Genomic DNA, 25,705 nt, shown 5'->3' with positions numbered 1-25,705 from the left:
ATGCCCAAGCTGAAGACCCGCAAAGCTGCCGCGAAGCGGTTCAAAGCGACCGGCACTGGCAAATTTCTGCGTCGACGCGCTTTCCGGAACCACCTGCTGGACCACAAAACGCCCAAGCAGAAGCGTCATCTGGCCACCAAGGCCGTGGTGGACCGCACCGATGAAGAGCGCGTGACCCTGATGATGCCCTACGCCTGAGCACAGCTGCTCAGACGAGACCGTTCAACAAGACCTGATCCAACCCTTCCAACCTCATGGCCCGCGTCAAGAGAGGCAACGTCGCCCGTAAACGCCGCAACAAGATCCTGCGGCTGGCCCGTGGCTTCCGTGGTGGCAACGGAACCCTGTTCCGTACAGCAAACCAGCGGGTGATGAAAGCCCTCTGCAATGCCTACCGGGATCGTCGTCGTCGCAAGCGCGATTTCCGTCGCCTCTGGATTGCCCGCATCAACGCCGCTGCCCGCCTCAATGGTGTGAGCTACAGCCGTCTGATGGGTGGTCTCAAGAAGGCCGATGTGCGCCTGAACCGCAAGATGCTGGCTCAGCTGGCAGTTGTTGACCCCGGCAGCTTCACCAACGTCGTGGCTGCAGCCAAGAGCTGAATTTCCCAACCGTGAACCTGCTGCCCCAGACCTACCTGCTGGGCCTGGTCGGCCTGCTTGCCATCGTTGCGGTAGTGGTGGGCCGACAATTTTTTCGTGTGCGTCGCGATGAAGCACGCCTGATCGAGCTCGAGAAATCCGAAACGGCCTCGTCACGACAGGCGTCAGACCTCTACGAACTCGGATCCGTTCAGTTGCGCAAGCGGTTGTACCCGCAGGCGGCTGCCACCTTGAAGCAGGCACTGAAACGCCTGAGTGGTGAGCCGGATGAAGCCCGTGCGCTGATCGAAAACGCGCTCGGCTTTGCTTTGGCAGCACAAAAGGATTACTCCGGTGCCACCAAGCACTACAGACTTGCTCTGAAGGCGAAAGCGGACTACCCCGTCGCCCTCAACAACCTGGCTTTTGCTCAGGAGAAGCTGCAGAAGGACGCTGAAGCGATTTCCCTCTACGAACAGACACTTCAACTGGAACCCGACAACACCACCGCAAAGAAAGGACTGAAAAAACTCAAACGTCGAAACGGCTGAGTTCTTTCAGATGAATTAGCCACTTCAAAAAATTGTGGTCACCAAAGCGGCTGAACCGGTGGTTCTTCCTGGCAGCTTGCGACTATCGCCAAGCGTCCACCCACTCCTGTGCTGGGGTCGGCCACGTTGATCAATCGAGGCGCCTGCCAGCTGGTGGGACTGAACATTTGCAAGCCGAGGAAGACGCCGCCAGGTTCAACTCCCGCAATCAGAGATTCCGCCAAAGGGATGAGATCCAGCTGATCTGACTTGGCATGGAGATTGCCTTGAACCGGTGTGGTGACGGAACCAAGGGTCATCGTTCCCCGAAGATCCACCATCTGGCCCATCGCCGTCATCTGGGTGATGTCCAACGTGACATCGACGGTGGGATTGCCATCGAAGGGCTCAAATGTGCCACACCATTGACGGGGCAGGGATTCCGCCAGCTCTGCAGCGCGCGCGACTGGATCGAAACTCTCCACATCGAGTTCCTTGAGCTCCAGTGGAACCGCCAACTGAATCGGATCCAGAGGCAACTGGGGATTGGTCTGGAACGGCACCTGGCTGCCAGCCGGGAGATCCATGGCAAGCAGGAACGGCATGGAAGACGATGGATGATGGAGGAACGGTAGGCCCTTTTGCTCAGACGCGTCATGGATTCGCCCTCCCCCAACTCCGACCCCCTGACCATTGGCGGGCGTCAGTTCAACAGCCGTCTGTTCACGGGCACCGGCAAATATCCATCCATGACGGCGATGCAGCAGAGCATCGAACGATCCGGCTGCGACATGGTCACGGTGGCCGTGCGCCGGGTACAGACCGTGGCCGCAGGCCATGAGGGCCTGATGGAAGCCATTGATTGGCAGCGGATCTGGATGCTGCCCAACACTGCGGGCTGCACCGATGCCGAAGAAGCAGTGCGCGTGGCACGGCTTGGACGGGAGCTGGCCAAGCTGGCGGGACAGGAGGACAACACCTTCGTGAAGCTGGAGGTGATTCCTGACTCCCGGCATCTTCTGCCCGATCCGATCGGCACCCTGAACGCCGCAGAACAACTGGTGAAGGAAGGGTTCACAGTTCTGCCTTACATCAATGCCGATCCCCTGCTGGCCAAACGGCTGGAGGAGGTCGGATGCGCCACGGTGATGCCTCTGGGCTCTCCGATCGGCTCGGGTCAAGGACTCAACAATGCCGCCAACATCGGTTTGATCATCGAAAACGCCGGGGTTCCGGTGGTGGTGGATGCCGGCATCGGTGTTCCAAGCGAGGCGGCACAGGCCCTCGAAATGGGCGCCGATGCCGTGCTGGTCAACAGCGCCATCGCCCTGGCGGGCGACCCCGCCGCCATGGCCGAGGCCATGGGCCAGGCGGTGATGGCCGGGCGGACCGCCCACCTCTCCGGGCGCTTGCCGCGGAGGGATCAGGCCTCTGCCAGTTCACCGACCACGGGCCTGGTGCAGTCACCCCAATGAAGTGAAGAGACGTGAAGTGAGGTGAAGCCTGCTTCACAAAGGAAGGCAATGAGCATTTGGACTCATAAGGTCCGACCAGTCGCATTGGACCCATGTCGGTCACCACGGAAGACGGCGGTCGTCTCAACGCCTTTGCCAAGGAGCCACGCATGGAGGTGATGGACGTCGCCACCAGCCAGAGCCGCAACCGCAGCTCAATGATGATGTTGGTGAGCGGTGGATTGATCGTTGCCGCGATGGTGGCGGTGACCGTTGCCATCAGCTGAGACGGTTCACACTGAAAATCCCTGTAGTAGCTTGCCAGGACTGAGCATCATGCTCGTTCCAGCAGGAGTTTGGGGTGAAAGTTCTCGTTCTCGGCGGTGACGGCTTCTGCGGCTGGCCCTGTGCGGTGAACCTGGCGGATCAGGGCCACGAAGTTCTGATCGTGGACAACCTCAGCCGCCGCAAGATCGATATTGACCTTGAAGTTGAGTCGCTGACACCGATCGTGAGCATCGGCGAGCGCCTCAAAGCCTGGGAAGAGACTGGCGGCAAGCCGATGCGGTTTGTCCACATGGACATCGCGCATGAGTACCAGCGGTTGCTGGATCTGCTTCAGGACGAACGCCCCGATTCCGTGGTGCACTTCGCGGAACAGCGGGCTGCCCCCTATTCGATGAAGAGCAGCGCCACCAAGCGCTACACCGTCGATAACAACGTCAACGGAACCCACAACCTGCTGGCTGCCATCGTTGAAAGCGGTCAAGACATCCACGTGGTGCATCTGGGCACCATGGGCGTCTACGGCTATGGCTCCCACCGCGGCGCCACCATCCCCGAGGGATACCTCAAAGTGGAAGTGCCCCAGCCCGACGGCAGCCGCTTCGAAGAGGAAATCCTTCACCCGGCTAGCCCCGGCAGCGTCTATCACATGACGAAGACGCTCGACCAGCTGCTCTTCCTCTACTACAACAAGAACGACAAGGTCCGCATCACCGACCTGCACCAAGGCATCGTTTGGGGAACCAACACCGATGCCACCGACCGTGACCCGCGGCTCACCAATCGCTTCGATTACGACGGCGATTACGGCACGGTGCTGAACCGCTTCCTGATGCAAGCCGCCATCGGCTATCCGCTCACCGTTCATGGAACCGGGGGCCAGACCCGCGCCTTCATCCACATCCGCGATTCCGTGCGCTGCGTTCAGCTGGCGCTGGAGAACCCTCCGGAACAAGGGGAGCGGGTGAAGATCTTCAACCAGATGACCGAAAGCCATCAAGTAGGTGAACTGGCCAAGAAGGTGGCCGCCCTCACCGGCGCTCAAGTCAACAACCTGCCCAACCCCCGCAACGAGGCCGTTGAAAACGACCTAATCGTGGACAACCGCTGCTTCATCGAGCTGGGCCTCAACCCCACCACCCTCGATGACGGCCTGCTGAAGGAAGTGGTGGAGATTGCCACCCGCTACGCCGACCGTTGCGACCGCAATCGCATCCTCTGCACCTCCGCCTGGACCAAAACCCAGGCCCAGGCCATCGGCACCGCGTCCTGATCGAGCTTGATCCTTGAAAGTCGCCTTCTTCACCGAAACCTTCCTGCCGAAGGTCGATGGCATCGTCACCCGTCTGACCAAGACGGTGAAGCATCTGGTGGACGCCGGCGATGAGGTTGTTGTCTTCTGCCCGGAAGGCTGTCCGGAGGAGTACATGGGGGCACGCCTGATCGGCGTGCCGGCGATGCCGCTGCCGCTCTATCCCGAGCTCAAACTGGCCTTGCCTCGCCCGGCCGTGTCCGAAGCGATCGATGTGTTTCAACCCGATCTGATCCACGTTGTGAACCCGGCGGTGCTGGGTCTTGGCGGCATCTGGCTCGCGAAGAACAAAGGCATCCCTCTGGTGGCGAGCTATCACACTCACCTGCCCAAGTACCTCGAGCACTACGGCTTGGGAATGCTGGAGCCACTCCTTTGGGAGATGCTCAAGGCCGCCCACAACCAGGCCCTGCTGAATCTGTGCACCTCCACCGCCATGGTGAAGGAGCTCAGCGACAAAGGCATTCAGCACACTGATCTGTGGCAGCGGGGTGTGGACACGGAGTTGTTCCGTCCCGAGCTGCGCAGCGCGGAGTTGCGCCAGCGGCTTCTCGGCAGCCATGACGACCGTGGTGCGCTGCTGCTCTACGTCGGCCGCCTCTCCGCGGAGAAGCAGATCGAACGGATCCGCCCTGTGCTGGAGGCCCTGCCCGATGCACGGCTGGCCCTGGTGGGCGATGGTCCCCACCGCCAACAACTGGAGAAGCACTTCGAGGGAACCGCCACCACCTTCATCGGCTATCTCGCCGGGGACGACCTGGCAGGGGCCTACGCCAGCGGCGATGCCTTCCTCTTCCCCTCCAGCACGGAGACGCTGGGGTTGGTGCTGCTGGAAGCCATGGCAGCCGGCTGTCCAGTGGTCGGCGCCAACCGTGGCGGCATACCGGACATCATCACCGACGGCGTCAACGGCTGCCTCTATGAACCCGACGGCGCCGATGGTGGCGCTGCAAGCCTGATCGAAGCCACCCGCCGCCTGCTGGGCAACGACCTAGAACGCCAGGCCCTGCGCAGCGCTGCCCGCGCCGAAGCCGAGCGCTGGGGCTGGGCAGGCGCCACCGAACAACTGCGGACCTACTACCGCACGGTGCTGTCAGCACCTCAACTCACGGCTGCCTAGCGCTGCCTAGTCCGCTCCCACTCCGCCAGCACCTTCTTAGCCATGGGCAGCGCGTGAACCGATCCCCCTCCAGGGGTGTTCTGGGCAAAGGCCACCACGACGATCTTGCCGTCGGGATACGGGGCATAGCAGCCAAACCAGGCATGATCAGGGCCCCCGGTGCTGTCTTCAGCCGTCCCGGTTTTGCCGGCTGCTGGAGGAATACCCGGACCATTGAGACCGGCACCAGTTCCAGCCTCCACCACTTTGCGCAGGCCCTCCCGGATCGTCTGCAACGTTGATGGCTTCATCGCCACCTTGGTGCGGTGCTCCGGACTCAGCCAGTCGATGTCACCGGCGGCAAGATGCGGCGTCACCAACCAACCGCCATTGGCGAACACCGCATAGGCACGGGCCAACTGCAAGGGAGTGATCTGCACCACGGACTGGCCGATGGAGGCACTGGCCATGTCCTCAGGGATCCAGGGCACCGTTCCGGGCTCCGCCCAACCCCGGCCACGATCAGCCCAGGGCTCATCTCCCACCAACCCGACACTCTCTTCCCACCCGATCTCAATGCCGGTTTTCTGCTGAAACCCAAGCTGATCAGCAGCCTGCTTCAACGCCAGGGACCCAACCCCGACGCCCACCTGATAGAAGAACGTGTTGCTCGAGTGGCGCAGGGCATCGGCATAGCCGATGGTGCCGAAACCCTTGCCATTGTGGTCCGGGAAGCAGTGGCCGCCGTAGGTGATGCAGGCCTTGGTGTGGAGCTTGGTGTCGGGCGGGAATTGGCCCGACTCCATGCCCGCCATCGCCGTCACCGGCTTCCAGGTGCTACCGGGGTCATAGGGATTCATGGCCCGGGACAGCAACGGCTTCTTCGGATTGGAGAAGAGGGCGTCGTACTCCTTCTGGGTGGTGATCAGCTTGGAGAAGAAATTCGGATCAAAACTGGGACGGCTGGCCAAAGCCAACACGGCACCCGTTGCAGCCTCCAACGCCACCACGGCGCCACCGGGCTTGTCGGCCAGCGCCTGCTCCGCCACCCGCTGCAGATCCAGGTCGAGGGTGAGCACCAGATCCTTTCCTGCTTGAGAGGGGCGATCGCCCAGGTTGCGCTGGACCTCGCCCATGGCATTCACCTCGAGCATCTGGCCGCCCCACTTCCCGCGCAGATGGCGCTCGTAAGCCGCTTCAACACCGGTGCGACCAATGCGGTCGCGGATCTTGTATCCCTTCTCCGCCAGGATTTCAAATTCGCTTTCCGTGATCGGCTGGGTGTAGCCGAGGGCGTGGGCCGCCAGGGTTCCATTGGGATAGGAGCGCAGGATGTCGACATCCACCTGGGCACCCCGCAACCCCAAGGCCTGTTCCCGGAAGCGCAGCACCTGTTCCGGCTTGAGATCGAGGGCCAATGTGGTGCGGTAACCATCCCGATCCAGGCCCTTTTTCCGGCGCTGGTCGAGCAAATCAGGCTTCAGGCCCAACAGCCGTGCCAAGCGTTTCCGCAGATCAGGCCAGTTGTCATCGCTGACCAGACGCGGCTCGAGGTACAGGGAGTAAGTGAGTTTGCTGGTGGCCAGCACCCGGCCTTTGCGATCAAGCAAGCGACCGCGAATGGGCGAGCGGGGCACCAGACGGATGCGATTTTCATCCGCCAATTCACGAAAGCGCGACCCTTCCAGCAGCTGCATCCAGACCAGGCGGCTGACCATGGCGCTGCAGAACAGCAGCACCAACACCAGCAGCACCAGGGGTTGCTGACGCAGACCGGTCTGACGCTGCTGGGCGGAACGGGTCATTCCTGTTGCTGCGCTGGCAAACGGCGGCGCAACTCCTCGAGGCGCTCTTCGATCCGCCGCAAGGTCGGCAACAAGTCATCGGGGCCGTCCTGTTCAACCGTTGCCGGTTCATCAACAGAAACCGAGACAGGCATCACCGGATTGCCCAGCCCGGGGCTTACGGCATCCAGCTGTTCCCGCACATCACGCGCCACGGGCTCACCCTCCTGACGCAAATCAGCGATGGGGTCCTCCGAGCCGGCTATGAACGCCTCCACCACCTTGCCGGGCCCGCCCTGCCGGGCCCGTTCCAGCACGGCCAGCCCCACAGGCAGCACGTCCTGCATCAAGGACAGACGCAACTGGTCGAGCGGGTTGTCGGAGTTGGAATCAGCGGCCATAGGGCCAGATCAACGAACCCCAGTCTGTCCTGAAGGAAGCGCCAATGTCGGACAAGCAGCACGGTCCACCGCCAGGGACCAGCCCATCACCCCGCTGAGCACCATCAGCATCACCACAGGCACCAGGGCTTTCTGGGTGGTGTCCAGCAGGATCCACTCCCGCCAGGCACGCCAGAAGCGGCTGCGCTCAAAGCGGCGGTGCTCACGGGTTTCGTCGCGCTGACGCCGCCGGATCGCCTTGTCCACCCAACGCTCGAAGGCCCGCTTCTTGGTGATCGTCATCTTGCGTTCCACCTCGAGCATCTGCCCGGAACCCAGTTCGGGATGGAAGGTGCTGATCAGCTCCAGGCTCTTGAGGAACATCTCCACAGCGCCATCGTGGACTGCGGTGGCGTGATCATCCAGCTGTCCCCAGTCGAGTTCGGGGTAAAAACGGCTGCGATTGGCCGTGATCTGATCCTCCGTCAGCTGACCGGGCTCCCGCAGCCAGCGATCGGTGTTGCTGTCGAACCGCCGCCAATAGAGGAAAGGGTTCAGATAGATCGTGCGGCCACCCAGCTGAATGCTGTCCTGCTGCAGCCGACGCTGCAGCTGAACATCCTGCTGTTGTGTCGCCGTCATATCCCAAAGGCCGGTGGCCCAAGGTATCGGTGATGCAGGGCCGTCGCCAGCTGTGATTCAGCCTGCGTCAGCCGCGAGTTATTCCCACTCGATCGTGCCGGGGGGCTTGCTGGTGATGTCGAGCACCACCCGGTTCACCCCCTTCACCTCATTCACGATCCGATTGGAGAGGGTCTCCATCAGGTCGTAAGGAAGGCGGGACCAATCGGCGGTCATGCCGTCCTCACTGGACACACAACGCAGCACGATCGGCCAGGCATAGGTGCGTTTGTCCCCCATCACCCCAACCGAACGCACCGGCAGCAGCACCGCGAAGGCCTGCCAGATGTCGTGATACAGCCCTGCTTCCTTGATTTCCTGGCGAACGATCAGGTCGGCATCACGCAGGCAGTCCAGCTTCTCGTCGGTGACTTCACCCAAGATGCGGATGGCCAGACCAGGCCCCGGGAAGGGATGCCGGCGCACGATCTCCTCGGGGAGGCCAAGGCTGCGTCCCACCTTGCGCACTTCATCCTTGAACAGCTTGCGCAAGGGCTCCACCAACTTGAACTGCAGGTCTTTGGGAAGACCGCCCACGTTGTGGTGACTCTTGATCTTCACGGCAACCCTCTCGCCCGTCTTGGGGTCCACGTTGGTGCCAGCGCTTTCGATCACATCGGGATAGAGCGTGCCCTGGGCCAGGTAATCAAAAGGTCCGAGCCGTTTGCTCTCCTCTTCGAAAACACGGATGAACTCGGTGCCGATGATCTTGCGCTTCTCCTCCGGATCGGTGATGCCCTTCAGCTTGCCGATGAAGCGCTGACGGGCATTGATGTATTCCACATGGATGTTGAACTTCCGATCGAAGAAGTCCATGAGGAACTCGGGCTCACCCTTCCGCATGAAGCCCTGGTCGATGAACATGCAGGTGAGCTGATCACCAATCGCCTTTTTGAGCAGGAAGGCGAGGGTGGACGAATCCACGCCACCGGAGAGCGCCAACAGGACGCGCTTGTCACCCACCTGCTCCCGCACCAGACCAACGGCCTCATCAATGAAGGCCGCGGTGGTCCAATCGGGATCACAACCGCAAACGTGATAAACGAAATTGCGGATCAGGGCCATGCCGCAGGTGGAATGGACCACCTCGGGGTGGAATTGCACCCCGTAGAGCTTGCGTTGCAGGTGCGCCACCGCCGCCTCCGGCGTGTTGGCGGTGTGGGCCAGGCGCACAAACCCATCGGGCAGAGCCTTCACTGAGTCGCCATGGCTCATCCACATCGTCGAACCGTTGTCGACATTGGTGAGCAGGTCCGTGGGGTCGTCCACTTCCAGGGGCGCTTTGCCGTACTCGGCCTTGCCCGTGGCGGCTTCCACAACGCCCCCGAGCTGCTGCACCATCAGCTGCATCCCATAGCAAACCCCCAGCACGGGAATGCCCAGATCCCAGATGCCGGGATCGCAGAGCGGAGCATGCTCTGCATACACGGAACTTGGGCCACCGCTGAGGATGATTCCCTTCGGAGCCATGCGTCGCAGCTCCTCGGCCGACGTGCTGTAACCGAGGACGACCGAGAAGACTTCGGTCTCGCGCACGCGCCGGGCGATCAGCTCCGAATACTGGGAGCCGAAATCAAGGATGACGATGGCCGGCTGACGCTGACCGTCGGACGAGGGCTGGGACATCGTTCCTGGGAGGTATCGCTCGCGGACGAGCGTCAATCCCTCAATGTAAAGAAGCGCTTCTCCCCCTCCGGTCCCCACCAGCGCAGGGTGCGGCTTCGGTCGAACAGAGCAGCACCAATCCGCATCGACCAGGCGCCGTAGCGATCCACATAGGACTGGCTGCGCCGCTCCACGATCGCGGCCAGATGTTGCCCGAGGGCCGTGGCTTGATCGGCCTCCAGGGCCTGAAAGGCGTCCTCAACGGATGCAGCACCCCGCAGTTGCAGCAACTGGGCAACCGTCAGACCGGCATCAAGGCCCAGGGCCACAAGCACCTCCAGACGGCCATCGGCCAGGTGGTGATGGGTGTGAAAGATGCCGCCGGCCAGCTTGATCAATTTGCCGTGGTAGCCGAGCAGCAGCAGATCGCGAACACCGGCCTCCGCCGCGGCCACCAGTACGGGCCCCACCCAGTTCCCCACCTTCAGCACGGACCCCAGACCCTGCTGGCGGGCCAGATCCAAGCCGTTCTCACCGATCACCAGAACGAGGCGTCCCTGAAACGCCGCATCCGCAGCAAGCGCCCTCAGGTCTGCCAACACCTGCTGCAGTTGATCCGGTGCGGCACTGCGCTGCACCTCCGCCTGGGTGCCGATCAACGCCAGACCATCAACAACACCGAAGGCGGCATTGCTGGTGCGTTCGGCCAGGACGCGGCCCCTCGGAAGAATCGGCTGCACCAGCAAGCCCCGACCCGGCGGCAGCAGGGGCAACAGATTCCGCTCCAACAGCTCACGGGCAAAACCGGAGAGGCAAACGTCCCCCTCAGCGCCAAAACGACCCACCCCTTCTCCGGCCTGCAGCTCGAGCACCGGCTGGGTTGCAGCGATCCAGGCCACCCGCACCCAGACCTCAAGATCCCGCGTCAGATCAAGGCCAGGCCCTGGATCACAACGGCTGATGCCCAGGGCCTCTCCTGGGGCCAGAGGAGCCGCTGAGCAGACCGGCACCTGCAGAGACGGTTGATCTGAGCCCTGACTCAACTGCTGCTCAGGCTCAAACGGCTCACCAAGCAACACCTGCAGGGCCGCCTTGGCCGCCGCCGCCACCCACACCGGCAGGGTCAATCCAGAACTGGAGGGGGCGATGGAACCGGACAAGCTGTTTTCTAGAGTCGCCGATTGGCATCCCCCGCGCCATGCAGGACAAGCTCACCCTGATGATTCCGGGCCCCACCCCGGTGCCGGAAACGGTGCTGAAGGCCATGGGTCGTCACCCCATCGGCCACCGCAGCGGGGAGTTCCAGGCCATCGTGCGGCGCACCACCGAACAGCTCAAGTGGCTGCACCAGACGACAAGCGATGTACTGGTGATCACCGGCAGCGGAACCGCCGCCATGGAAGCGGGGATCATCAACACCCTCAGCCGCGGCGACAAGGTGCTCTGCGGTGACAACGGCAAGTTCGGCGAACGCTGGGTCAAGGTGGCCCGCGCCTACGGACTCGATGTTGAGGTGATCAAGGCGGAGTGGGGCCAACCCCTCGATCCAGAGGCCTTCCGCTCAGCGTTGGAAGCCGACAGCGCTAAAGCCATCAAGGCCGTGATCCTCACCCACTCGGAAACCTCGACAGGGGTGATCAATGACCTGGAGAGCATTGCCCGTCACGTGAAGGCCCACGGCACGGCACTGACCCTGGCGGACTGCGTCACCAGTCTTGGCGCCACCAACGTTCCGATGGATGAGTGGGGACTGGATGTGGTGGCATCAGGCGCTCAGAAGGGCTACATGCTTCCACCGGGCCTGAGTTTTGTGGCCATGAGTGCACGGGCCTGGGAGGCCTATGAGCGCTCCGATCTGCCCAAGTTCTATCTGGATCTGGGCCCTTATCGGAAAACAGCAGCGAAGGACAGCAACCCCTTCACCCCGGCCGTGAACCTCTACTTCGGCCTGGAGGCTGCTCTGGACATGATGCAGAAGGAAGGCCTGGACGCAATCTTTGCCCGCCACTCCCGCCATCGCGCCGCCGCCCAGGCAGGCATGAAGGCAATAGGCCTGCCCCTGTTTGCCGCCGAGGGTTGCGGCAGCCCGGCCATCACCGCAGTGGCCCCTGAAGGCATCGATGCCGAAAAGTTGCGCAAAGCCGTGAAGGAGAAGTTCGACATTCTTCTGGCTGGAGGACAAGACCACCTGAAAGGTCAGGTGTTCCGCATCGGCCATCTCGGCTACGTCTGCGACCGGGATGTTCTGACCGCCGTCGCTGCGATCGAATCCACCCTTCAGTCCCTTGGTCTGCACAAAGGCAGCATGGGAGCAGGGGTTGCTGCAGCCTCCGCTGCTCTTAGCTAAAACATAGGTGGCGAGAGCGATCTCGCCCCTTTGCGGGTGTAATTCAGTGGTAGAATGTCAGCTTCCCAAGCTGAACGTCGCCGGTTCGAGTCCGGTCACCCGCTTGAACAAATTTCAAACGCTCATCAAGAACGAGACTTGACAAGCTGAAGAACCTGAGGCCCGGCAGATCCAGCACGGCGCTCGTGTTCCAGGGCCTGCAAGATCAACGAGCCCGCCTCATTGATGCGTCCATCTTCTGCGCAGTGGCGGGCCTTGATAAACAGAGCCCGAGCTGCTGTTTCATGGTCCTGACGTTGTTGAGCAGCCGTCTCCGATTGTTTTGTTTTCGTAAGCGTCAGGGTCAACGTTCGAATTCCCTTATCAACAAAAGATTAGCTCTAATTGATATTTAGACCATCCCACACGCGATCTGCACGATTGCCGATCAACCCCGTCGATTGCTTGGATTCCGATCAAGTACCCGGTTCCTCTGCATTGCCCCCCAGATCGGCAATTCGGTCGCGCAACTGCGAGCAACGGCGCTGATCACCTTTGGCCTCAGCGAGGGCAAGCGCGAATTCCAGCTTCTCGAGCTGATGACCACCTTCGAGGAAACCTGACCGGGTCCAGATGGTCATGCCATGCAAGGTGCGAGAGGCACAAGCATTGGAGGCAGGGATGGTGGTCGCCATAGTTGCCTTTCTTTTTATTTTGGCACCGCACGCCACCCCTACGCGACATCGCGGCCCGCTTCTGTTTCGGCCTCCTGACCCCAGGCATGGTTCTGGGAGGACTCCTCAGCCATTTCAGGCTCTGGCATCGGAGCTGTGCTCTCCAACAGCTCCCGCGTTTCCCGCAGCAGAGCTTCTACGCCCTCGAGAGTGGAGATCTCTTCGTCTGGGACAGCATTCAGATTCTGCTGCTGCTGGCGCAGTTGCAGCTCAATCGCTTCCTGACGCTGTTCCAGTTTCACCAAGCGCTGCGACAGAGCCGTGATGGTTTGCGCGAGATCTTCCGCAGTGCGGGTGATCCGAAAGGACACGGAGGACGTCATCACCGAAAGCTGATGGTTGCGCTGATGACAACACAGGAGCGCCGCTGTCTCAAGATCAAGCTGACATGACGCGATCGAGACCGATGCCTTCCTTGGCAACGCTGGCGCTGTACCTGCTGGCTGGAACCGCCATCGGACTGCTGGCTCTGTTCAGTGGCATACCCGCCGCACCTCTGGCGGGAGCCTTGCTGGGTGCTGGCATCGTCAGCATGAGCGGCCAACTGGAACCAGCCACATGGCCAGCGGGAACGCGCACGGTTCTGGAGATCGGCATCGGCACCGTGATCGGAACTGGCCTGACCCGAGCGTCCTTGGAGCAACTGCAACTTCTCTGGAAACCAGCGGTTCTGATCACCCTGGCGCTGGTGCTGACAGGACTGGTCGTCGGCCTCTGGACCAGCCGCTTGCTCGGCATTGATCCAGTCGTGGCCTTGCTTGGCGCTGCCCCAGGTGGCATCAGTGGCATGAGCCTGGTCGGTGCCGAATTCGGCGTTGGTGCCGCGGTGGCCGCCCTCCATGCCGTGCGGCTGATCACCGTGCTGCTGGTGCTGCCGTTGGTGGTGCGGCTGATCGTGCCCTCGACAGCTGGAAGCTGATCGATACCTTGGTGCCATCCACAACTGACGTCATGGGTCCCATCAGGTCATCGCTGGTTCTCTCCGCCGCGGCCCTGATCGGCGCTTTCAGCACCATGACCTCCCCCCTGCAAGCGGCCGAAGCCACAGAAGAGAAGGGGGCCAAGATCTATTGCTTCATGCGGTCCAGCGGCAATGACCACGAGGTGAGCTGGAACGCCGCATACGCCGTGATCAAGCGGCAGCGCAGCGGCGTGTTCAAAACATCCCCGGAGCATGCCTCGGTGATGATTACGGAAGCCGTCGTCCAGGACCCCGGCAATTTCCCCGACTGTGGCCAGTTCCTTGGTGATCTGTTCGGCGGGAACTCTCAACCAGCCACCGCTGCCGCCCTTGCAAACTCCTCATCCGACTCCGAAAGCAGCATCGAGAGCAGCGACGACACCACGCGCTACAGCTACTGAGCCCTCAGGGCTTCTGGGGCTGATGCTTCTGGCTGCCGTGTTGATGGCGGGCTGCCAGAGCAAGCAACCCGCGACGCCTGCCAACACACCGACGCCGCTCGTCTCCAGTTGCCTCAGCGGGTTCCGCATTGATGACCTTGAGCTGATGGTCAAACGCTGTGATGAGGCCATCGAGCAGACACCGGATCAGGCCGATATGCATCGCGACCGCGCCCTTGTCTTGACCCTGCTTGGCGATCAAGCCAAAGCCTGCGACGACGTCACAACGGCAGTGTCGCTGCTGAAGCGGTCAAGCCAGCCGGTCGACCCGATGTTGCAGCACGAACTCCAGGTGCGTCAGAGCAGCTGCAAACAATCCCGCACCATGGCGGGGAGTGATTGACGTTGCAGCGACAAGCGCCGGGGCCCCAGCAACAACTCGATCCGTTCCGCCTTGCTCGCCAACAAGCCATCCACCAGCTGGTCGGCTGCGCCGAGTTGCAGCCAATGGCAGGTCAGGCCATCTCCCATTCCCAGACGATGACAGCGATCTTCGGCTTGGTCGAGATCGCCTGGCGTCCAGGGGCGTTCCAGCAACACCACATGACGGGCCCGGTGCAGGGTGAAACCAAGGGCACCGGTGCCGAAGGTGGCCAGCAGACAATCGTTCTGACCCTGCTGAAACCGATCAACACTCTCCTGGCGTTCAGCAGGGCGCTGGCGACCGGTTAACAACTCGCCGCCAAGGGTTTGCTGCAACAGCTGCAATGGAGCCACAAAGCCACTGAACAGCACCACAGCCTCGCCTTGCCGGCGCAGTGACTCCACCAGCTGCCGGGCCGCCGGCAATTTGAATTCCGCAGCGATCTGGCGCATGGAGGTGAGCAGAGCCAGGTGCTCGGCATCCCGTCGCACCTCTCCGAGCTGAACCCGACGCCGGTAGTCATCCAGCACCAGCTCGACACGATGGTCGAAACCTGTGAGCTCAGCCTCCGACAGCTCCACGGGGTGAAGCCGTCGCTGCTTGGGAGGAAGGTCTACCACCTGCTGCTTGCGGCGATGCAGGATCAACGGTCGCGTCAAGCGCCGCAGCTCCTCCAGCTGACTGGCGCCGGACGCCTGCCAGCGTTTACCGGTTCGACCCTCCCGCCAGTGCCCCTGGCAATACCGCTCTTCGAACTGGCGTTGATCCCGAGCAATCGGATGATCCATCGCCGCCAGCAGGGGATACAGCTGGGACGGGCGACCGTTCTTCATCGGGGTTCCCGTGAGCATCCAGATCGCCCGCAGACGGGGATGACGGGCCAGACGCAGCAAAGCGGCCGTGCGCTGCGCCTGAAGCGACTGGGCGTAGTGCGCTTCATCCACCACCAGGAGCGTTCCCGCTGGTGGCAGGGTGTCGGGAAGCCGAGCCCAGCTCGCCAACTCAAGCTCAACCCCGAGAGCCTCTGATTCCCGGCGCCAGTGGGGATGCAGGCCAACGGGAGCCACCACCAGCAACCGCAGCTCAGCGCAGCGCATCAGGGCACGGGCCGCCAACAGAGCTGTGAGGGTCTTCCCCAGCCCCATCTCATCGGCCAGAACGGCGCCGCGACGGGCCAGGAGCCAGCGGACCCCGGAGCGTTGATGGCGCAGAGGCCGACGACCATCCTGCAGGACTTCGTCGAGATCCGCTGCAGCAACAAGGGTCCGGTGCGGTGGCAGCGGCGGCAGCGGCTGCTGACACCAGTCGAGCCACTGCTGCAATGAGGAGGTGACGGGGAAACGACGCCCCAGGGCCTGCTGAAGCGCATCGGCTGCAGCCAAGGGGAAATCCCACCCCTGGCCAGCACCGTTCCAACGCCCGCGTGGCTTGATCCGACGCAACTGGGACTGGGTCACCGCATCAAAGGGGCTGACCACGCGAATCAGACCCGCTGGGGACAGATCCAGGCAACAGGTCAATGTGGGTTTTGACGCCACCAACAGGCCCCCACAAACAATCACTTTAGTGAAACCAAATCAGCGCGCAAGCATTGAGATCAAGATTCACATCACAGGCTGAAAAATTATCGAAAATGCAGCGCTCGACACATTGACGGGCTTTTCGTTCAAGGCAGAATTCCCTCAACCGATGCATTCGGATGCATAGCAGGGACGCGGTTTTTCTCGACGAACTCTGTCCCAAATTACGCGTTCGAAGATGGCGACAGTCTCTTCACACTTTTACCGGCAAAAGTTGTATTTATTGCGGAAAACCTTCCGAATCAATTGATCACATTCACCCCCAGGCTAAAGGGGGTTCAAGCGTTACTGAAAACTGCGTACCGGCCTGCTTGTCCTGCAATGGCCGCAAATCGGACGCCGACGTTTTCGACTGGTACCGGCGACAGCGCTTCTATGACCCACGCCGCGCCATGGCGATTCGGGCCTGGATGGATGGCGACCTTCGGCTCGCCGTTCGCCTGCTGCAGTGGGCCCAACCGGATCAGCCCATCAACGAGCCGGACGACATCTCAATCGCGGCTCAGGCGGCCTGAGGCTCACCAAACCCGACAGACATCCGAGGAGTGGTGACGCTGGCAGATGGAGGCCTGAACGCCTGGGTCTTCAGGCGCCAGCACCACAGCACCGGCGAGCAGGGCAGCCGTCAGGATGGCCCGGAGCACGATGGGCCCGGAACGGGAAAGATGGAGAGACGACGACGTCACGACAGTACATTTGATCTAATACAGGTGTACTGATGCTTGCTGATCTTGTCAAGCGGTCGCAGCCGCTGGCGGCTGACACCAAGCTGCTGGTGCTGGGCGGCGGATACAGCGGACGTTGTCTGGCCGGGCTGGCTCGAGCCCTGGGAACACCGGTGCTCTGCACCCGCCGTTCCCTCGACTCTGCCGAGGCGGATCTGCTCTTCGACAGCAATGGTCAGGACCAGCTCGACCCTGCCGCCCTGGAGGGCGTGACCCATCTGCTGTCCACCATCCCCCCGGATCGCGAAGGCAACGATCCGGTCTTGTTGAAGCTGCTGCCAACGCTCAGAAGCCTGCCGCTGCGCTGGGCGGGCTATCTCTCCACCACAGGGGTTTACGGCGATCGTCAGGGCGGTTGGGTGTCGGAACAGGACGACCCGGCACCAGCGCTGGACCGCAGCATGCGCCGCCTCAACTGCGAACAAGCTTGGTTGCGCTCAGGTCTGCCGATCCAGATTCTGCGTCTGCCAGGCATTTATGGACCGGGCCGGTCAGTACTCAACGGCTTGCAGCAAGGGCGGGCCCGCTTGATCGACAAGCCTGGCCAGGTGTTCTGCCGCATCCATGTGGAAGACATCGCAGGGGCCTGCTGGCACCTGATGCATCGCGCCGGACAGGACGCTCCGGCAAGCCCGGGCAATGGAAGCATCGTGAATGTGGTGGATGACCTCCCGGCTCCCACCGCCGAACTAATGCGGTATGCGGCAGACCTGTTGGGTTGTGCCCTGCCGCCGCTGGAGCCGTTCGACCAGATCGTGGACAGCATGAGTCCAATGGCGCAGTCGTTCTGGAGCGAGAACCGCCGCGTCAGCAACCACAGGCTCTGCCATGAGCTCGGTTACCCGTTGCTGCATCCGAACTACCGCGTTGGGCTGCAGGATTGCCTGAACCAGGACAAACTCAATCCGTCTGACCTGCGTTCTCCCCCTCAATCAGCCAACGGTTGAAATCGAAACCCTCGCCGTCCTCAGGCAGGGATAGCTCCACATCCTCAAGGAAACGGGAGAGATGCAGTTCGATCCAGCCATTGCTCAGGCCAGCGGCCAATCCCACCAACAGACACCCCAGCAGCAGCAAACGCAGCACAGCGATGGGCCCCCACGATTCCACGAACCCTAGGCATGAGCTGGTGATCGCTCTCGGCGATCCCGCGGGCATCGGCATGGAAGTGGTGCTCAAAGCCCTCGCCTCACCCACGCTCCCCCCAGAGCTCCAGCCCCTGCTGGTGGGTTGCCGACGCACGCTGATCAGCACCCACGCGCGACTGCAGCGGCAAACGAGCCACCCCCTTGCCAACCCCGCAGCCCTCAGGATCGACGACCAACCGCTGGAGGCCAGCGTTCAGCCAGGACAGCCCACCACCAGCGGAGCCGATGCGGGGTTTCGCTGGCTGACCCGCGCCGTCGAACTGCTGCAGGAACGAGGGTCCCGCGCCCTGGTCACCGCGCCCATCGCCAAACACCTCTGGCATGCGGCCGGCCACCGCTATCCCGGGCAGACCGAACGCCTGGCTGAGTTGGCTGGACGCCAGCGCTCCTCAATGCTGTTCACGGCCGTCTCTCCAACCAGCGGATGGCGCCTGAACACCTTGCTGGCCACCACCCACATCCCCCTCAGCCAGGTCCCTGAAGCGCTGACACCAGACCTGGTACACCACAAACTGAACGTGCTGGAGGAGTTCTGTCGACGCTTCACGAGCACACCCCATCTGCGCATTGCCGGTCTGAATCCCCATGCCGGTGAAGCCGGTCAACTGGGCCACGAAGAAGCCGAATGGCTGCTGCCGCTGCTGGATCAATGGCGGAAGGACCATCCTCAGGTGCAGCTGGTGGGTCCCGTTCCTCCGGACACCTGCTGGATCAGCGCTGCTCGCGCTTGGCAGTCGCCAAACCAGCCTGGTCCTGACGGGATCCTGGCCCTGTATCACGACCAGGGGCTCATTCCCGTGAAGCTGCTGGCCTTCGACGCAGCGGTGAATACCACTTTGGAACTGCCGTTCCTACGCACCTCCCCCGACCACGGCACCGCCTTCGACATTGCAGGCCAAGGGATCGCAAGCCCTGAGAGCACGACGGCAGCCCTTCAGGCCGCCTGGGACCTGAGCTGACTCAGGCCGGCTTGACCCGCATCAGAACCTGACCGAATTCAACGGGCGTGCCGTTGTCCACCAGGATCTCCACCACTTCACCGCCAACCTCAGACTCCAGCTCGTTCATCAGCTTCATCGCCTCAAGGATGCAGACGGTCTGGCCGACGTTGATCCGGCTGCCCACCTCAACAAAGGCAGGTTCGCCCGGAGCGGGAGCGCGGTAGAAGGTGCCCACCATCGGAGCCGTGACTTCGAGCAGGTCACTGCGGGTTGCGGTGGATGCAGGCGGTGCAGCTGCAGGCTCGGCGGGCGCAACGGGCGCTGGTGCAGCAGCAACGGGAGCGGGCATGACCGGGGCCATGACGGCTTGGGCCGGCAAGTTGCGACGGATTTCCAGACGGAAGTCGTCCCCTTCCAATCGGAACTCCTGGATGTCACTCTCGCCGAGCGCTTCCAGCAAGCGGTGCAGTTGTTCGTGATCCAGCTGCATGGTCATCCGTTTTCGCGCCCGAGGTAACTGTCGTTGCGGGTATCCACTTTGATCTTTTCTCCCACAGAAAGAAAGAGCGGAACCATCACTTGTGCACCGGTCTCAAGAATGGCGGGCTTGGTGCCACCGGTGGCGGTGTCGCCTTTGACGCCAGGGTCGGTTTCTTTGATCTCCAGAACCACGGAGTTGGGCAGTTCAACCTCGAGGGGGGTGTCGTTCCAGGACACCACGTTCACCTCCATGCCCTCTTTGAGGTATTTGCGGCTCTCGCCGATCTGATCGGCGCTGAGGCGGGTCTCCTCGTAGGTGGCCATGTCCATGAAGACATAGTCCTCACCTTCCATGTAGGTGTGCTGAAGCGAGGATTTCTCCAACATCGCCTGGGGAAGCATTTCCCCGGCGCGGAAGGTCTTCTCCACCACGTTGCCGGACTTCACCGCCTTGAGCTTGGTGCGCACGAAGGCAGATCCCTTGCCGGGCTTGACGTGCAAGAACTCGACAACACGCCAGACGGCCCCATCGATCTCAATCGTGGTGCCGGTGCGGAAGTCGTTACTGGAGATCATTCCCACCGAACGGTTCATCGGACTATACGGCTGTGCCAAAGTCCCGTCAGCACTGGGGTTCCCCCTTGGTCCATCAGCGTTTAAACGCCGTCCTCGCTGTTCTGATCAGCTTTGCTCTGATCACAATCGCCGCCCCTGCCTGGGCCGCATTACCCCAGGGCAATGCTGTGAAGGACCCTGCCGCGATTCTTCGGGACGCGCTTCCCTTCGATCAGGACGACATCCGCGAACTGCAGCATCGGCTAGAACTCACCAGTGACGATCTGCGGGCCAAACGCTGGACAGCCCTCGGCAAGACGGTGTCACGCACTGAATCGCTGCTCAACACCCGCCGCGACACCATCCTGAACGCGGTCCCTGAAGCCAAGCGCGGTACGGCTGAAGCACTGTTTGAGCGCGTGGATCAGGGGCTTGAAGACCTCAAAGAGAAGGTCAAAGCCACCGACAAACCAGGCTTCATCGCCGATCGACGCCGGACGCTGAGCTTCATCGGCGATGTGGAGGCCCTGCTGGTGCCCGACGGCTTTGAACGGGAGATCCCCGCAGAATTCGATGCCCTGCCACGGCTGCAGGGACGAGCCACCCTCAACATCAGCACCACCCAGGGGGAGTTGACCACCGTGGTGGATGGCTACAACGCCCCACTCACCGCAGGTGCCTTCGTGGATCTGGCCCTCAAGGGCTTCTATGACGGACTGCCCTTCATCCGGGCCGAAGACTTCTACGTGCTTCAGAGCGGTGATCCGGAAGGTCCGGAGATCGGCTACGTGGATCCAAAGACCAAGCAGGAGCGCCATGTGCCCCTGGAGATCCGCGTGCCGGGCGAAGACGACACGATCTACAACGAAACCTTTGAAGACGTGGGCCTGTTCATGGCCACACCAACCCTTCCGTTCGCAACCCTGGGCACCCTTGGCTGGGCCCATTCAGACCAGGCGCTCGACGACGGATCCTCGCAGTTCTTCATGTTTCTCTACGAAGCAGAGCTCACCCCGGCTGGTCTGAACCTCGTGGATGGCCGCAATGCAGCCTTCGGCTACGTGGTGGATGGATTCGATGTTCTGGAGGAATTGGGCGTCGATGACCGGATCACCGCCGTGAAGGTGATCCAGGGAGCGGAGCAACTCAAAGCCCACGCATGAGCCCGACCCTGGCGGAGCTGACTGAAGCGGAGCTGCTCAGGCGGCTGGCTCGCTTCGCTCCGCCCGATCAGCTCAGTGACGACACAGCAGCCCTGGCCGCCGACGCCCGGCCGCTGCTGATCAACACCGACGTTCTGGTGGATGGCATCCATTTCAGCGATGCCACCACAACCGCCATGGATGTGGGCTGGCGCGCCGTTGCCGCCAACCTGTCCGACTTGGCCGCCAGTGGTGCCATCGACATCGATGGAATCACCGTGGCCCTGGTCGCCCCAGGCCACACCCGTTGGGACTGGGTGGACGGGGTGTATCAAGGCATCAGTGCCGCCCTGGGGCAGCACGGCGGCGTTCTGCTGGGAGGTGACTGCTCCAAAGGAGAGCAGAGGCTGCTCTCGATCACCGCCCTCGGCCGTCTCGGACCGCTGCGTCTGCATCGCAACGCAGCCCGCCCTGGCGATGTGCTGGTCACCAGTGGGCCCCATGGGCTCAGCCGACTGGGCCTCGCCCTCCTGCAGGACGAACCAAGCGTGCGTGACATCGCTGTGTGCTCAACCCTGCGGGACCAGGCGATCGCACGCCACCAACGCCCGACACCTCGGCTGAAGGACGTCCAGCAGCTGCTGGCCTGCAAACCGGAGCAGCTGCCCTGGCGGGCTGGGGGAACCGACAGCAGCGACGGACTGCTCTCTGCCGTCGCAGGTCTCTGCAGCAGCAGCGGCTGCGGAGCGGTGCTGCACAACGATCAGCTTCCAACGGCCGAAGGCTGGCCTGAGGGTGCTCGATGGACGGATTGGTGCCTCGCCGGAGGAGAGGACTTTGAGTTGGTGCTGAGCCTTCCCGAGACCTGGGCCGAGGCCTGGCAGCGACGCATCCCCAAAAGCCAGCGCATCGGCCAGATCAATGCTGAAGCGGGCATCATCCGCTGGGCCCACAACCACGAGCCAGTGGAGACAAGCGGATTTGATCACTTCGGTCAGACCTGAGCAGCCCTGAGCGACCCCCTAAGCGAGCAAGCCTGACCAAAAAAATCCCCCCCAGGTCGGGAGGGATCAAAAAAACGATCAACTTGCGATCACTTCCAGTTCTTGGCCACCACCTCGGCGAGGTCAACAACACGCTGGCTGTAGCCCCACTCGTTGTCGTACCAGGCCAAGATCTTCACAGCCTTGTCACCCATGGCGTAGGTGAGGTCGGCATCGAAGATGGTGGACTCGTTGGTGCCGGCGTAGTCGGTGGACACCAGGGGCAGATCGCTGTACTTGATGATCCCCTTCATGCCGTTCTCGGAAGCCGACTTGATGGCGGCCTTGATGTCGTCGACGCTGGCGGCGCGGGAGGGGCCGAAGGTGAGGTCAACAGCGGAGACGTTCGGGGTGGGAACGCGCATGGCGAAGCCGGTGAGCTTGCCCTTCACCTCGGGGTAAACCAGAGCAACGGCTTTGGCTGCACCGGTGGTGGTGGGAACCATGTTCAGAGCTGCAGCACGGGCGCGGCGCAGGTCGCGGTGGCTGTTGTCCAGGATCCGCTGGTCACCGGTGTAGCTGTGAATGGTGGTCATCAGACCCCAGTCGAGGCCGAAGTTCTGATCCAGAACTTTGACGATCGGTGCCAGGCAGTTGGTGGTGCAGCTGGCGTTGCTGAGGATGTCCCAGTCTTCGTGGCGGTACTGGTCGTCGTTGACGCCCACAACGAAGGTGCCGACGCGATCACCCTTACCAGGGGCGGTGAGGATCACCTTCTTGGCGCCAGCCTGAATGTGCATGCTGGCTTTCTCATCGGTGTTGAACACACCGGTGGACTCGATCACCAGGTCAACGCCCCACTCCTTCCAGGGGCAGTTGAGGGGATTGCGGTCAGCGAAGAACTTGATCTCCTTACCGTTGACGAACATCGAGCTGTCCGTGGTCTTGATGTCCACGGAGGGATCGAGACGCCCAAGGATGGAGTCATAGGTCAGCAGGTGAGCGCTGGTGGCGGGGTCGGACGTGGAGTTCATCCCCACGATTTCCAGGCCGGTGTCAGCACCCCGGCTGATCCATCCCCGCAGAACATTGCGACCGATCCGGCCGAATCCATTGATCGCAACGCGCAGGGTCATGGCAGAAGCGGCAAAGCCGCGCAAGGGTTTTGGCCGCCGATCATACAGAAATCAGCAGAAATACCTTGTTCCACCCCGCTCCAATCCGCTCGATCCGGCCCTGAGCACGGCAGACAAGCAGCGGCAACTGACTTATCTTTCTTTGGACTGAAGCCCTCCGTTGCCGCGCCTGCTCGACCGTCAGACACCAGTCCACTTCATCGGTGTCGGCGGAATTGGTATGTCGGCTTTGGCCCGGATTCTCGTTGACCGCGGTCACTCCGTCAGCGGCTCAGACCCGCGTGACAATGCAACAACGCAACAGCTGAAGACCCTCGGAGTGAAGGTCTTCCGTCAGCAGGACGCCACCTGCATTGATGCCGTCACGGAAGCAACAGCCGCTGGCTCGCCGGTGGTGGTGATCAGCACAGCCATCCCCGAGAGCAATCCGGAACTGCAGCGGGCCCGTCAGCAGGGGCTGGAGATCTGGCATCGCTCCGATCTCCTGGCAGCGCTGATCGAGCAGCAACCCTCCATTGCGGTCGCCGGCAGCCACGGCAAGACCACCACCAGCACCTTGATCACCACCTTGCTGCTGGAGGCCGATCAGGACCCAACAGCTGTGATTGGAGGCATCGTCCCCAGCCTCGGCAGCAATGGTCACGCCGGCCAGGGGAAGCTGCTCGTGGCCGAAGCGGATGAATCCGACGGGTCCCTGGTGAAGTTCAGCCCCAGCCTGGGGGTGATCACCAACCTGGAGCTGGATCACACCGATCACTACTCCAGCCTCGACGAGCTGATCTCAACCCTGCAACGCTTCGCAGGGGGTTGCGATCGCGTGCTGGCCAATCACGACTGCCCAATCCTTCAGGAGCACTTCCAACCAACGGCCTGGTGGTCCAACCAGAGCGCCGAATCCGTTGACTTCGCCGCCCTGCCCTTGAGCCTTGAAGGCGATCGCTGCGTCGCCCGTTTCTATGAAGCCGGCCACCCCATCGGCGACTTCACCCTGCCGATGGCCGGGCTGCACAACCTGAGCAATGCGACAGGCGCCTTGGCCGCCTGTCGCATGGAAGGTCTCCCCTTTGACCAATTGGTGGAGGGCCTCGCTGGCATGAAAGCACCGGGCCGCCGATTTGATCTTCGGGGCACCTGGAAGGGCCGTCACATCGTTGATGACTACGCCCACCATCCCAGTGAGGTGCAGGCAACCCTGGAGATGGCACGCCTGATGGTGCGCAGTGGACGCAGTCCGCTCCCCACAGCACCACAACGGCTCCTGGCGGTGTTCCAGCCGCACCGCTACAGCCGCACCAGGCAGTTCCTCGATGGCTTCGCCAAAGCCCTACAGAACTGTGATCTGCTGCTGCTGGCTCCTGTCTATCCCGCAGGCGAGCAACCGCTGCAGGGCATCAGCAGCAACGCCCTGGCGGATCGGGTGCGCCAGCTGAAACCGAATCTTGAAATCGCCGTCGCAGACAACCTCGATCAACTCACCGAGCTTGTGATCCAGCACAGCCGCGAGAACGATCTTGTTCTGGCCATGGGTGCTGGCGACGTGAATGGACTGTGGTCAAGGCTGACGTCATGACCCAGCAGTGCGATGCCCGCCTACCGCAGGCCCGAGTCAAGCTGGCGGACTACACCACCTGGCGGGTGGGAGGAGCGGCCGAATGGCTGGCCGAACCCGCCAGCCTTGAGGAAACCCAGGCCTGGATCGAATGGGCTGCTCACCAGGGCATGCCCTGCCGCGTCATCGGCGCTGGGTCGAACCTGCTGATTCACGATGACGGCCTGCCGGGGCTCTCGCTCTGTCTGCGCAAACTTCAGGGGCTGCAGCTTGATGCCACCACGGGGACCGTGGAGGTTCTCGCCGGCGAACCGATCCCGTCACTGGCAAGACGCGCTGCCCGCGCTGGATTGCATGGTCTGGAGTGGTCGGTTGGCATCCCGGGAACCGCTGGCGGTGCGGCTGTGATGAATGCAGGAGCCCAGGGAGGCTGCACAGCGGAATGGCTGGAGTCGGTGCGGGTCATGCCAATGGAAGGGGGCAACTGCTTTGAGCTGCAGCGGGATCAACTGGACTTCGCCTACCGGCACAGCCGTCTTCAAGACGACAACCTCGTGGTGTTGTCGGCACGATTCCGCTTGCAGCCCGGTCACGATCCGGATGAACTGAAGCGGGTCACCACGGCGAACCTCAGTCACCGCACCACCACGCAGCCCTACCAACAACCCAGCTGCGGCAGTGTCTTCCGCAATCCCGAACCGCTCAAGGCCGGACGGCTGATCGAAGAGCAAGGGCTGAAGGGAACCCGAATCGGCGGCGCCGAAATCTCAACCGTGCATGCCAATTTCATCGTCAACACCGGTGATGCCGAGGCAAAGGACATCGCCCAGTTGATCCAGCTGGTGCAGAACCGCATCGAAGCCGAGCACGGAATCCGTCTGCACCCGGAAGTGAAGCGGCTGGGATTCGCTTCGGCGGCTTAACCTTCCG

At 62.3% G+C, this 25,705-nt stretch carries 32 protein-coding genes and 1 tRNA gene; 19 read left to right on the top strand and 14 right to left on the bottom strand.

Annotated features, from left to right (window positions below; all coding sequences use genetic code 11):
- From rpmI to SynM161_RS00275, 3 genes are read left to right on the top strand one after another with little or no spacing between them, the layout of a single operon-like run.
- Positions 1-198 carry a 50S ribosomal protein L35 gene (rpmI, locus tag SynM161_RS00285; RefSeq protein ID WP_006852081.1) on the top strand — a complete coding sequence of 66 codons (198 nt, stop codon included), beginning with the start codon at positions 1-3 and terminating at the stop codon, positions 196-198.
- 56 nt (positions 199-254) lie between these two features.
- Entirely contained in the window at positions 255-602 is a 348-nt protein-coding gene (rplT, locus tag SynM161_RS00280; protein ID WP_011363098.1) for a 50S ribosomal protein L20, read from the top strand.
- Between the two features lie 11 nt (positions 603-613).
- Complete coding sequence (locus tag SynM161_RS00275) at positions 614-1,132, top strand: tetratricopeptide repeat protein (RefSeq protein WP_186541624.1); 519 nt, start codon at positions 614-616, stop codon at positions 1,130-1,132.
- Between the two features lie 38 nt (positions 1,133-1,170).
- Here SynM161_RS00275 and SynM161_RS00270 read toward each other — a convergent pair whose 3' ends face one another.
- Positions 1,171-1,716 (bottom strand): hypothetical protein, encoded by a 546-nt coding sequence (locus SynM161_RS00270; RefSeq protein WP_186541623.1) that lies wholly within the window; start codon positions 1,714-1,716, stop codon positions 1,171-1,173.
- A 51-nt stretch (positions 1,717-1,767) separates the two neighbouring features.
- Between SynM161_RS00270 and SynM161_RS00265 the strand changes: the two genes are divergently transcribed.
- The 4 genes from SynM161_RS00265 (at position 1,768) to SynM161_RS00250 (ending at position 5,282) form a co-directional block, all read left to right on the top strand.
- Positions 1,768-2,586 (top strand): thiazole synthase, encoded by an 819-nt coding sequence (locus SynM161_RS00265; RefSeq protein ID WP_186541622.1) that lies wholly within the window; start codon positions 1,768-1,770, stop codon positions 2,584-2,586.
- A 92-nt stretch (positions 2,587-2,678) separates the two neighbouring features.
- Positions 2,679-2,852, top strand: a complete 174-nt coding sequence (psb34, locus tag SynM161_RS00260; protein ID WP_114988853.1) for a photosystem II assembly protein Psb34 — start codon at positions 2,679-2,681, stop codon at positions 2,850-2,852.
- Positions 2,853-2,926: 74 nt separating this feature from the next.
- Entirely contained in the window at positions 2,927-4,123 is a 1,197-nt protein-coding gene (locus SynM161_RS00255; protein ID WP_186541621.1) for an NAD-dependent epimerase/dehydratase family protein, read from the top strand.
- Between the two features lie 13 nt (positions 4,124-4,136).
- The gene (locus SynM161_RS00250) at positions 4,137-5,282 is read left to right on the top strand and encodes a glycosyltransferase family 1 protein (RefSeq protein ID WP_186541620.1); all 1,146 of its coding nucleotides are present in this window, start codon (positions 4,137-4,139) and stop codon (positions 5,280-5,282) included.
- On the opposite strand, the gene mrdA is transcribed toward SynM161_RS00250, so the two are convergent.
- The 5 genes from mrdA to cbiD form a co-directional block, all read right to left on the bottom strand.
- Entirely contained in the window at positions 5,279-7,066 is a 1,788-nt protein-coding gene (mrdA, locus tag SynM161_RS00245; protein ID WP_186541619.1) for a penicillin-binding protein 2, read from the bottom strand. The genes SynM161_RS00250 and mrdA overlap by 4 nt on opposite strands.
- The gene (locus SynM161_RS00240) at positions 7,063-7,446 is read right to left on the bottom strand and encodes a hypothetical protein (RefSeq protein WP_186541618.1); all 384 of its coding nucleotides are present in this window, start codon (positions 7,444-7,446) and stop codon (positions 7,063-7,065) included. Before SynM161_RS00240 ends, mrdA begins: the two co-directional genes overlap by 4 nt.
- Positions 7,447-7,455: 9 nt before the next feature.
- Positions 7,456-8,067, bottom strand: a complete 612-nt coding sequence (locus SynM161_RS00235) for a hypothetical protein (protein ID WP_186541617.1) — start codon at positions 8,065-8,067, stop codon at positions 7,456-7,458.
- Positions 8,068-8,145: 78 nt separating this feature from the next.
- Positions 8,146-9,732 (bottom strand): glutamine-hydrolyzing GMP synthase, encoded by a 1,587-nt coding sequence (gene guaA, locus SynM161_RS00230; protein ID WP_186541616.1) that lies wholly within the window; start codon positions 9,730-9,732, stop codon positions 8,146-8,148.
- A gap of 32 nt (positions 9,733-9,764) precedes the next feature.
- A complete protein-coding gene (gene cbiD / locus SynM161_RS00225) occupies positions 9,765-10,871 on the bottom strand; it encodes a cobalt-precorrin-5B (C(1))-methyltransferase CbiD (protein ID WP_186541615.1) in 1,107 nt (368 codons plus the stop codon).
- A gap of 38 nt (positions 10,872-10,909) precedes the next feature.
- Between cbiD and SynM161_RS00220 the strand changes: the two genes are divergently transcribed.
- The gene (locus tag SynM161_RS00220) at positions 10,910-12,058 is read left to right on the top strand and encodes an alanine--glyoxylate aminotransferase family protein (RefSeq protein ID WP_186541614.1); all 1,149 of its coding nucleotides are present in this window, start codon (positions 10,910-10,912) and stop codon (positions 12,056-12,058) included.
- A gap of 32 nt (positions 12,059-12,090) precedes the next feature.
- Positions 12,091-12,162, top strand: a tRNA-Gly gene (locus tag SynM161_RS00215).
- Between the two features lie 351 nt (positions 12,163-12,513).
- Here the strand turns inward: SynM161_RS00215 and SynM161_RS00210 are convergent.
- Together SynM161_RS00210 and SynM161_RS00205 are read right to left on the bottom strand one after the other, a co-directional pair.
- Positions 12,514-12,732 carry a hypothetical protein gene (locus SynM161_RS00210; RefSeq protein ID WP_038551887.1) on the bottom strand — a complete coding sequence of 73 codons (219 nt, stop codon included), beginning with the start codon at positions 12,730-12,732 and terminating at the stop codon, positions 12,514-12,516.
- Positions 12,733-12,770: 38 nt separating this feature from the next.
- Positions 12,771-13,094, bottom strand: a complete 324-nt coding sequence (locus tag SynM161_RS00205) for a chemotaxis protein (protein ID WP_186541613.1) — start codon at positions 13,092-13,094, stop codon at positions 12,771-12,773.
- Between the two features lie 83 nt (positions 13,095-13,177).
- On the opposite strand from SynM161_RS00205, the gene SynM161_RS00200 reads away from it, so the two are divergent.
- From SynM161_RS00200 to SynM161_RS00190, 3 genes are read left to right on the top strand one after another with little or no spacing between them, the layout of a single operon-like run.
- Positions 13,178-13,690: an AbrB family transcriptional regulator gene (locus SynM161_RS00200; protein WP_114988843.1), complete on the top strand. Its 513-nt coding sequence runs from the start codon at positions 13,178-13,180 to the stop codon at positions 13,688-13,690.
- Between the two features lie 32 nt (positions 13,691-13,722).
- Positions 13,723-14,133: a DUF6554 family protein gene (locus SynM161_RS00195; RefSeq protein ID WP_186541612.1), complete on the top strand. Its 411-nt coding sequence runs from the start codon at positions 13,723-13,725 to the stop codon at positions 14,131-14,133.
- 22 nt (positions 14,134-14,155) lie between these two features.
- Complete coding sequence (locus SynM161_RS00190) at positions 14,156-14,515, top strand: hypothetical protein (RefSeq protein ID WP_255441818.1); 360 nt, start codon at positions 14,156-14,158, stop codon at positions 14,513-14,515.
- Here the strand turns inward: SynM161_RS00190 and SynM161_RS00185 are convergent.
- Entirely contained in the window at positions 14,470-16,074 is a 1,605-nt protein-coding gene (locus SynM161_RS00185; protein WP_255441817.1) for a DEAD/DEAH box helicase, read from the bottom strand. The genes SynM161_RS00190 and SynM161_RS00185 overlap by 46 nt on opposite strands.
- Positions 16,075-16,235: 161 nt before the next feature.
- Between SynM161_RS00185 and SynM161_RS00180 the strand changes: the two genes are divergently transcribed.
- Positions 16,236-16,631: an HNH endonuclease gene (locus SynM161_RS00180; protein ID WP_114988841.1), complete on the top strand. Its 396-nt coding sequence runs from the start codon at positions 16,236-16,238 to the stop codon at positions 16,629-16,631.
- A gap of 3 nt (positions 16,632-16,634) precedes the next feature.
- Here SynM161_RS00180 and SynM161_RS00175 read toward each other — a convergent pair whose 3' ends face one another.
- Complete coding sequence (locus SynM161_RS00175) at positions 16,635-16,802, bottom strand: hypothetical protein (protein WP_255441816.1); 168 nt, start codon at positions 16,800-16,802, stop codon at positions 16,635-16,637.
- Between the two features lie 32 nt (positions 16,803-16,834).
- Here SynM161_RS00175 and SynM161_RS00170 point away from each other — a divergent pair, with 32 nt between their 5' ends.
- A complete protein-coding gene (locus SynM161_RS00170; protein ID WP_186541611.1) occupies positions 16,835-17,788 on the top strand; it encodes an SDR family oxidoreductase in 954 nt (317 codons plus the stop codon).
- Here SynM161_RS00170 and SynM161_RS00165 read toward each other — a convergent pair.
- Entirely contained in the window at positions 17,742-17,951 is a 210-nt protein-coding gene (locus tag SynM161_RS00165) for a hypothetical protein (protein ID WP_255441815.1), read from the bottom strand. The genes SynM161_RS00170 and SynM161_RS00165 overlap by 47 nt on opposite strands.
- Between SynM161_RS00165 and pdxA the strand changes: the two genes are divergently transcribed.
- Positions 17,932-18,948 (top strand): 4-hydroxythreonine-4-phosphate dehydrogenase PdxA, encoded by a 1,017-nt coding sequence (pdxA, locus tag SynM161_RS00160; RefSeq protein WP_186541610.1) that lies wholly within the window; start codon positions 17,932-17,934, stop codon positions 18,946-18,948. The two genes, SynM161_RS00165 and pdxA, sit on opposite strands and share 20 nt — an antisense overlap.
- 1 nt (position 18,949) lies before the next feature.
- Here the strand turns inward: pdxA and accB are convergent, their stop codons facing one another.
- Entirely contained in the window at positions 18,950-19,426 is a 477-nt protein-coding gene (gene accB / locus SynM161_RS00155; protein WP_114988838.1) for an acetyl-CoA carboxylase biotin carboxyl carrier protein, read from the bottom strand.
- Entirely contained in the window at positions 19,423-19,986 is a 564-nt protein-coding gene (efp, locus tag SynM161_RS00150; RefSeq protein WP_011363074.1) for an elongation factor P, read from the bottom strand. Before efp ends, accB begins: the two co-directional genes overlap by 4 nt.
- Positions 19,987-20,051: 65 nt before the next feature.
- On the opposite strand from efp, the gene SynM161_RS00145 reads away from it, so the two are divergent.
- Together SynM161_RS00145 and thiL are read left to right on the top strand one after the other, a co-directional pair.
- Positions 20,052-21,128, top strand: coding sequence for a peptidylprolyl isomerase (locus tag SynM161_RS00145; protein WP_186541609.1), 1,077 nt, complete (start codon positions 20,052-20,054; stop codon positions 21,126-21,128).
- The gene (gene thiL, locus SynM161_RS00140; RefSeq protein WP_186541608.1) at positions 21,125-22,111 is read left to right on the top strand and encodes a thiamine-phosphate kinase; all 987 of its coding nucleotides are present in this window, start codon (positions 21,125-21,127) and stop codon (positions 22,109-22,111) included. Before SynM161_RS00145 ends, thiL begins: the two co-directional genes overlap by 4 nt.
- An 89-nt stretch (positions 22,112-22,200) precedes the next feature.
- On the opposite strand, the gene gap is transcribed toward thiL, so the two are convergent.
- Positions 22,201-23,226, bottom strand: coding sequence for a type I glyceraldehyde-3-phosphate dehydrogenase (gene gap / locus SynM161_RS00135; RefSeq protein ID WP_038556735.1), 1,026 nt, complete (start codon positions 23,224-23,226; stop codon positions 22,201-22,203).
- A gap of 160 nt (positions 23,227-23,386) precedes the next feature.
- On the opposite strand from gap, the gene murC reads away from it, so the two are divergent.
- Both murC and murB read left to right on the top strand, forming a co-directional pair.
- On the top strand, positions 23,387-24,796 hold the full coding sequence (gene murC, locus SynM161_RS00130) for a UDP-N-acetylmuramate--L-alanine ligase (protein WP_186541607.1): 1,410 nt from the start codon (positions 23,387-23,389) through the stop codon (positions 24,794-24,796).
- On the top strand, positions 24,793-25,698 hold the full coding sequence (gene murB, locus SynM161_RS00125) for a UDP-N-acetylmuramate dehydrogenase (RefSeq protein ID WP_186541606.1): 906 nt from the start codon (positions 24,793-24,795) through the stop codon (positions 25,696-25,698). The genes murC and murB overlap by 4 nt, the downstream gene beginning before the upstream one ends.
- Positions 25,699-25,705: the final 7 nt, after the last annotated feature.

It is taken from the genome of Synechococcus sp. M16.1 (genome assembly GCF_014279895.1).
Lineage (GTDB): Bacteria > Cyanobacteriota > Cyanobacteriia > PCC-6307 > Cyanobiaceae > Parasynechococcus.
The sequence above is the reverse complement of the archived record's forward strand: the minus strand, read 5'-3'. Positions and strand labels throughout refer to the sequence as shown.

Coding starts and splice junctions, on each gene's coding strand:
- rpmI (WP_006852081.1), top strand. CDS start 1: ATGCCCAAGCTGAAGACCCGCAAAGCTGCCGCGAAGCGGTTCAAAGCG.
- rplT (WP_011363098.1), top strand. CDS start 255: ATGGCCCGCGTCAAGAGAGGCAACGTCGCCCGTAAACGCCGCAACAAG.
- SynM161_RS00270 (WP_186541623.1), bottom strand. CDS start 1,716: ATGCCGTTCCTGCTTGCCATGGATCTCCCGGCTGGCAGCCAGGTGCCG.
- SynM161_RS00265 (WP_186541622.1), top strand. CDS start 1,768: ATGGATTCGCCCTCCCCCAACTCCGACCCCCTGACCATTGGCGGGCGT.
- psb34 (WP_114988853.1), top strand. CDS start 2,679: ATGTCGGTCACCACGGAAGACGGCGGTCGTCTCAACGCCTTTGCCAAG.
- mrdA (WP_186541619.1), bottom strand. CDS start 7,066: ATGACCCGTTCCGCCCAGCAGCGTCAGACCGGTCTGCGTCAGCAACCC.
- SynM161_RS00240 (WP_186541618.1), bottom strand. CDS start 7,446: ATGGCCGCTGATTCCAACTCCGACAACCCGCTCGACCAGTTGCGTCTG.
- SynM161_RS00235 (WP_186541617.1), bottom strand. CDS start 8,067: ATGACGGCGACACAACAGCAGGATGTTCAGCTGCAGCGTCGGCTGCAG.
- guaA (WP_186541616.1), bottom strand. CDS start 9,732: ATGTCCCAGCCCTCGTCCGACGGTCAGCGTCAGCCGGCCATCGTCATC.
- SynM161_RS00220 (WP_186541614.1), top strand. CDS start 10,910: ATGCAGGACAAGCTCACCCTGATGATTCCGGGCCCCACCCCGGTGCCG.
- SynM161_RS00210 (WP_038551887.1), bottom strand. CDS start 12,732: ATGGCGACCACCATCCCTGCCTCCAATGCTTGTGCCTCTCGCACCTTG.
- SynM161_RS00205 (WP_186541613.1), bottom strand. CDS start 13,094: ATGACGTCCTCCGTGTCCTTTCGGATCACCCGCACTGCGGAAGATCTC.
- SynM161_RS00200 (WP_114988843.1), top strand. CDS start 13,178: ATGCCTTCCTTGGCAACGCTGGCGCTGTACCTGCTGGCTGGAACCGCC.
- SynM161_RS00195 (WP_186541612.1), top strand. CDS start 13,723: ATGGGTCCCATCAGGTCATCGCTGGTTCTCTCCGCCGCGGCCCTGATC.
- SynM161_RS00190 (WP_255441818.1), top strand. CDS start 14,156: ATGCTTCTGGCTGCCGTGTTGATGGCGGGCTGCCAGAGCAAGCAACCC.
- SynM161_RS00180 (WP_114988841.1), top strand. CDS start 16,236: ATGCATAGCAGGGACGCGGTTTTTCTCGACGAACTCTGTCCCAAATTA.
- SynM161_RS00170 (WP_186541611.1), top strand. CDS start 16,835: ATGCTTGCTGATCTTGTCAAGCGGTCGCAGCCGCTGGCGGCTGACACC.
- pdxA (WP_186541610.1), top strand. CDS start 17,932: ATGGGCCCCCACGATTCCACGAACCCTAGGCATGAGCTGGTGATCGCT.
- accB (WP_114988838.1), bottom strand. CDS start 19,426: ATGACCATGCAGCTGGATCACGAACAACTGCACCGCTTGCTGGAAGCG.
- efp (WP_011363074.1), bottom strand. CDS start 19,986: ATGATCTCCAGTAACGACTTCCGCACCGGCACCACGATTGAGATCGAT.
- thiL (WP_186541608.1), top strand. CDS start 21,125: ATGAGCCCGACCCTGGCGGAGCTGACTGAAGCGGAGCTGCTCAGGCGG.
- gap (WP_038556735.1), bottom strand. CDS start 23,226: ATGACCCTGCGCGTTGCGATCAATGGATTCGGCCGGATCGGTCGCAAT.
- murB (WP_186541606.1), top strand. CDS start 24,793: ATGACCCAGCAGTGCGATGCCCGCCTACCGCAGGCCCGAGTCAAGCTG.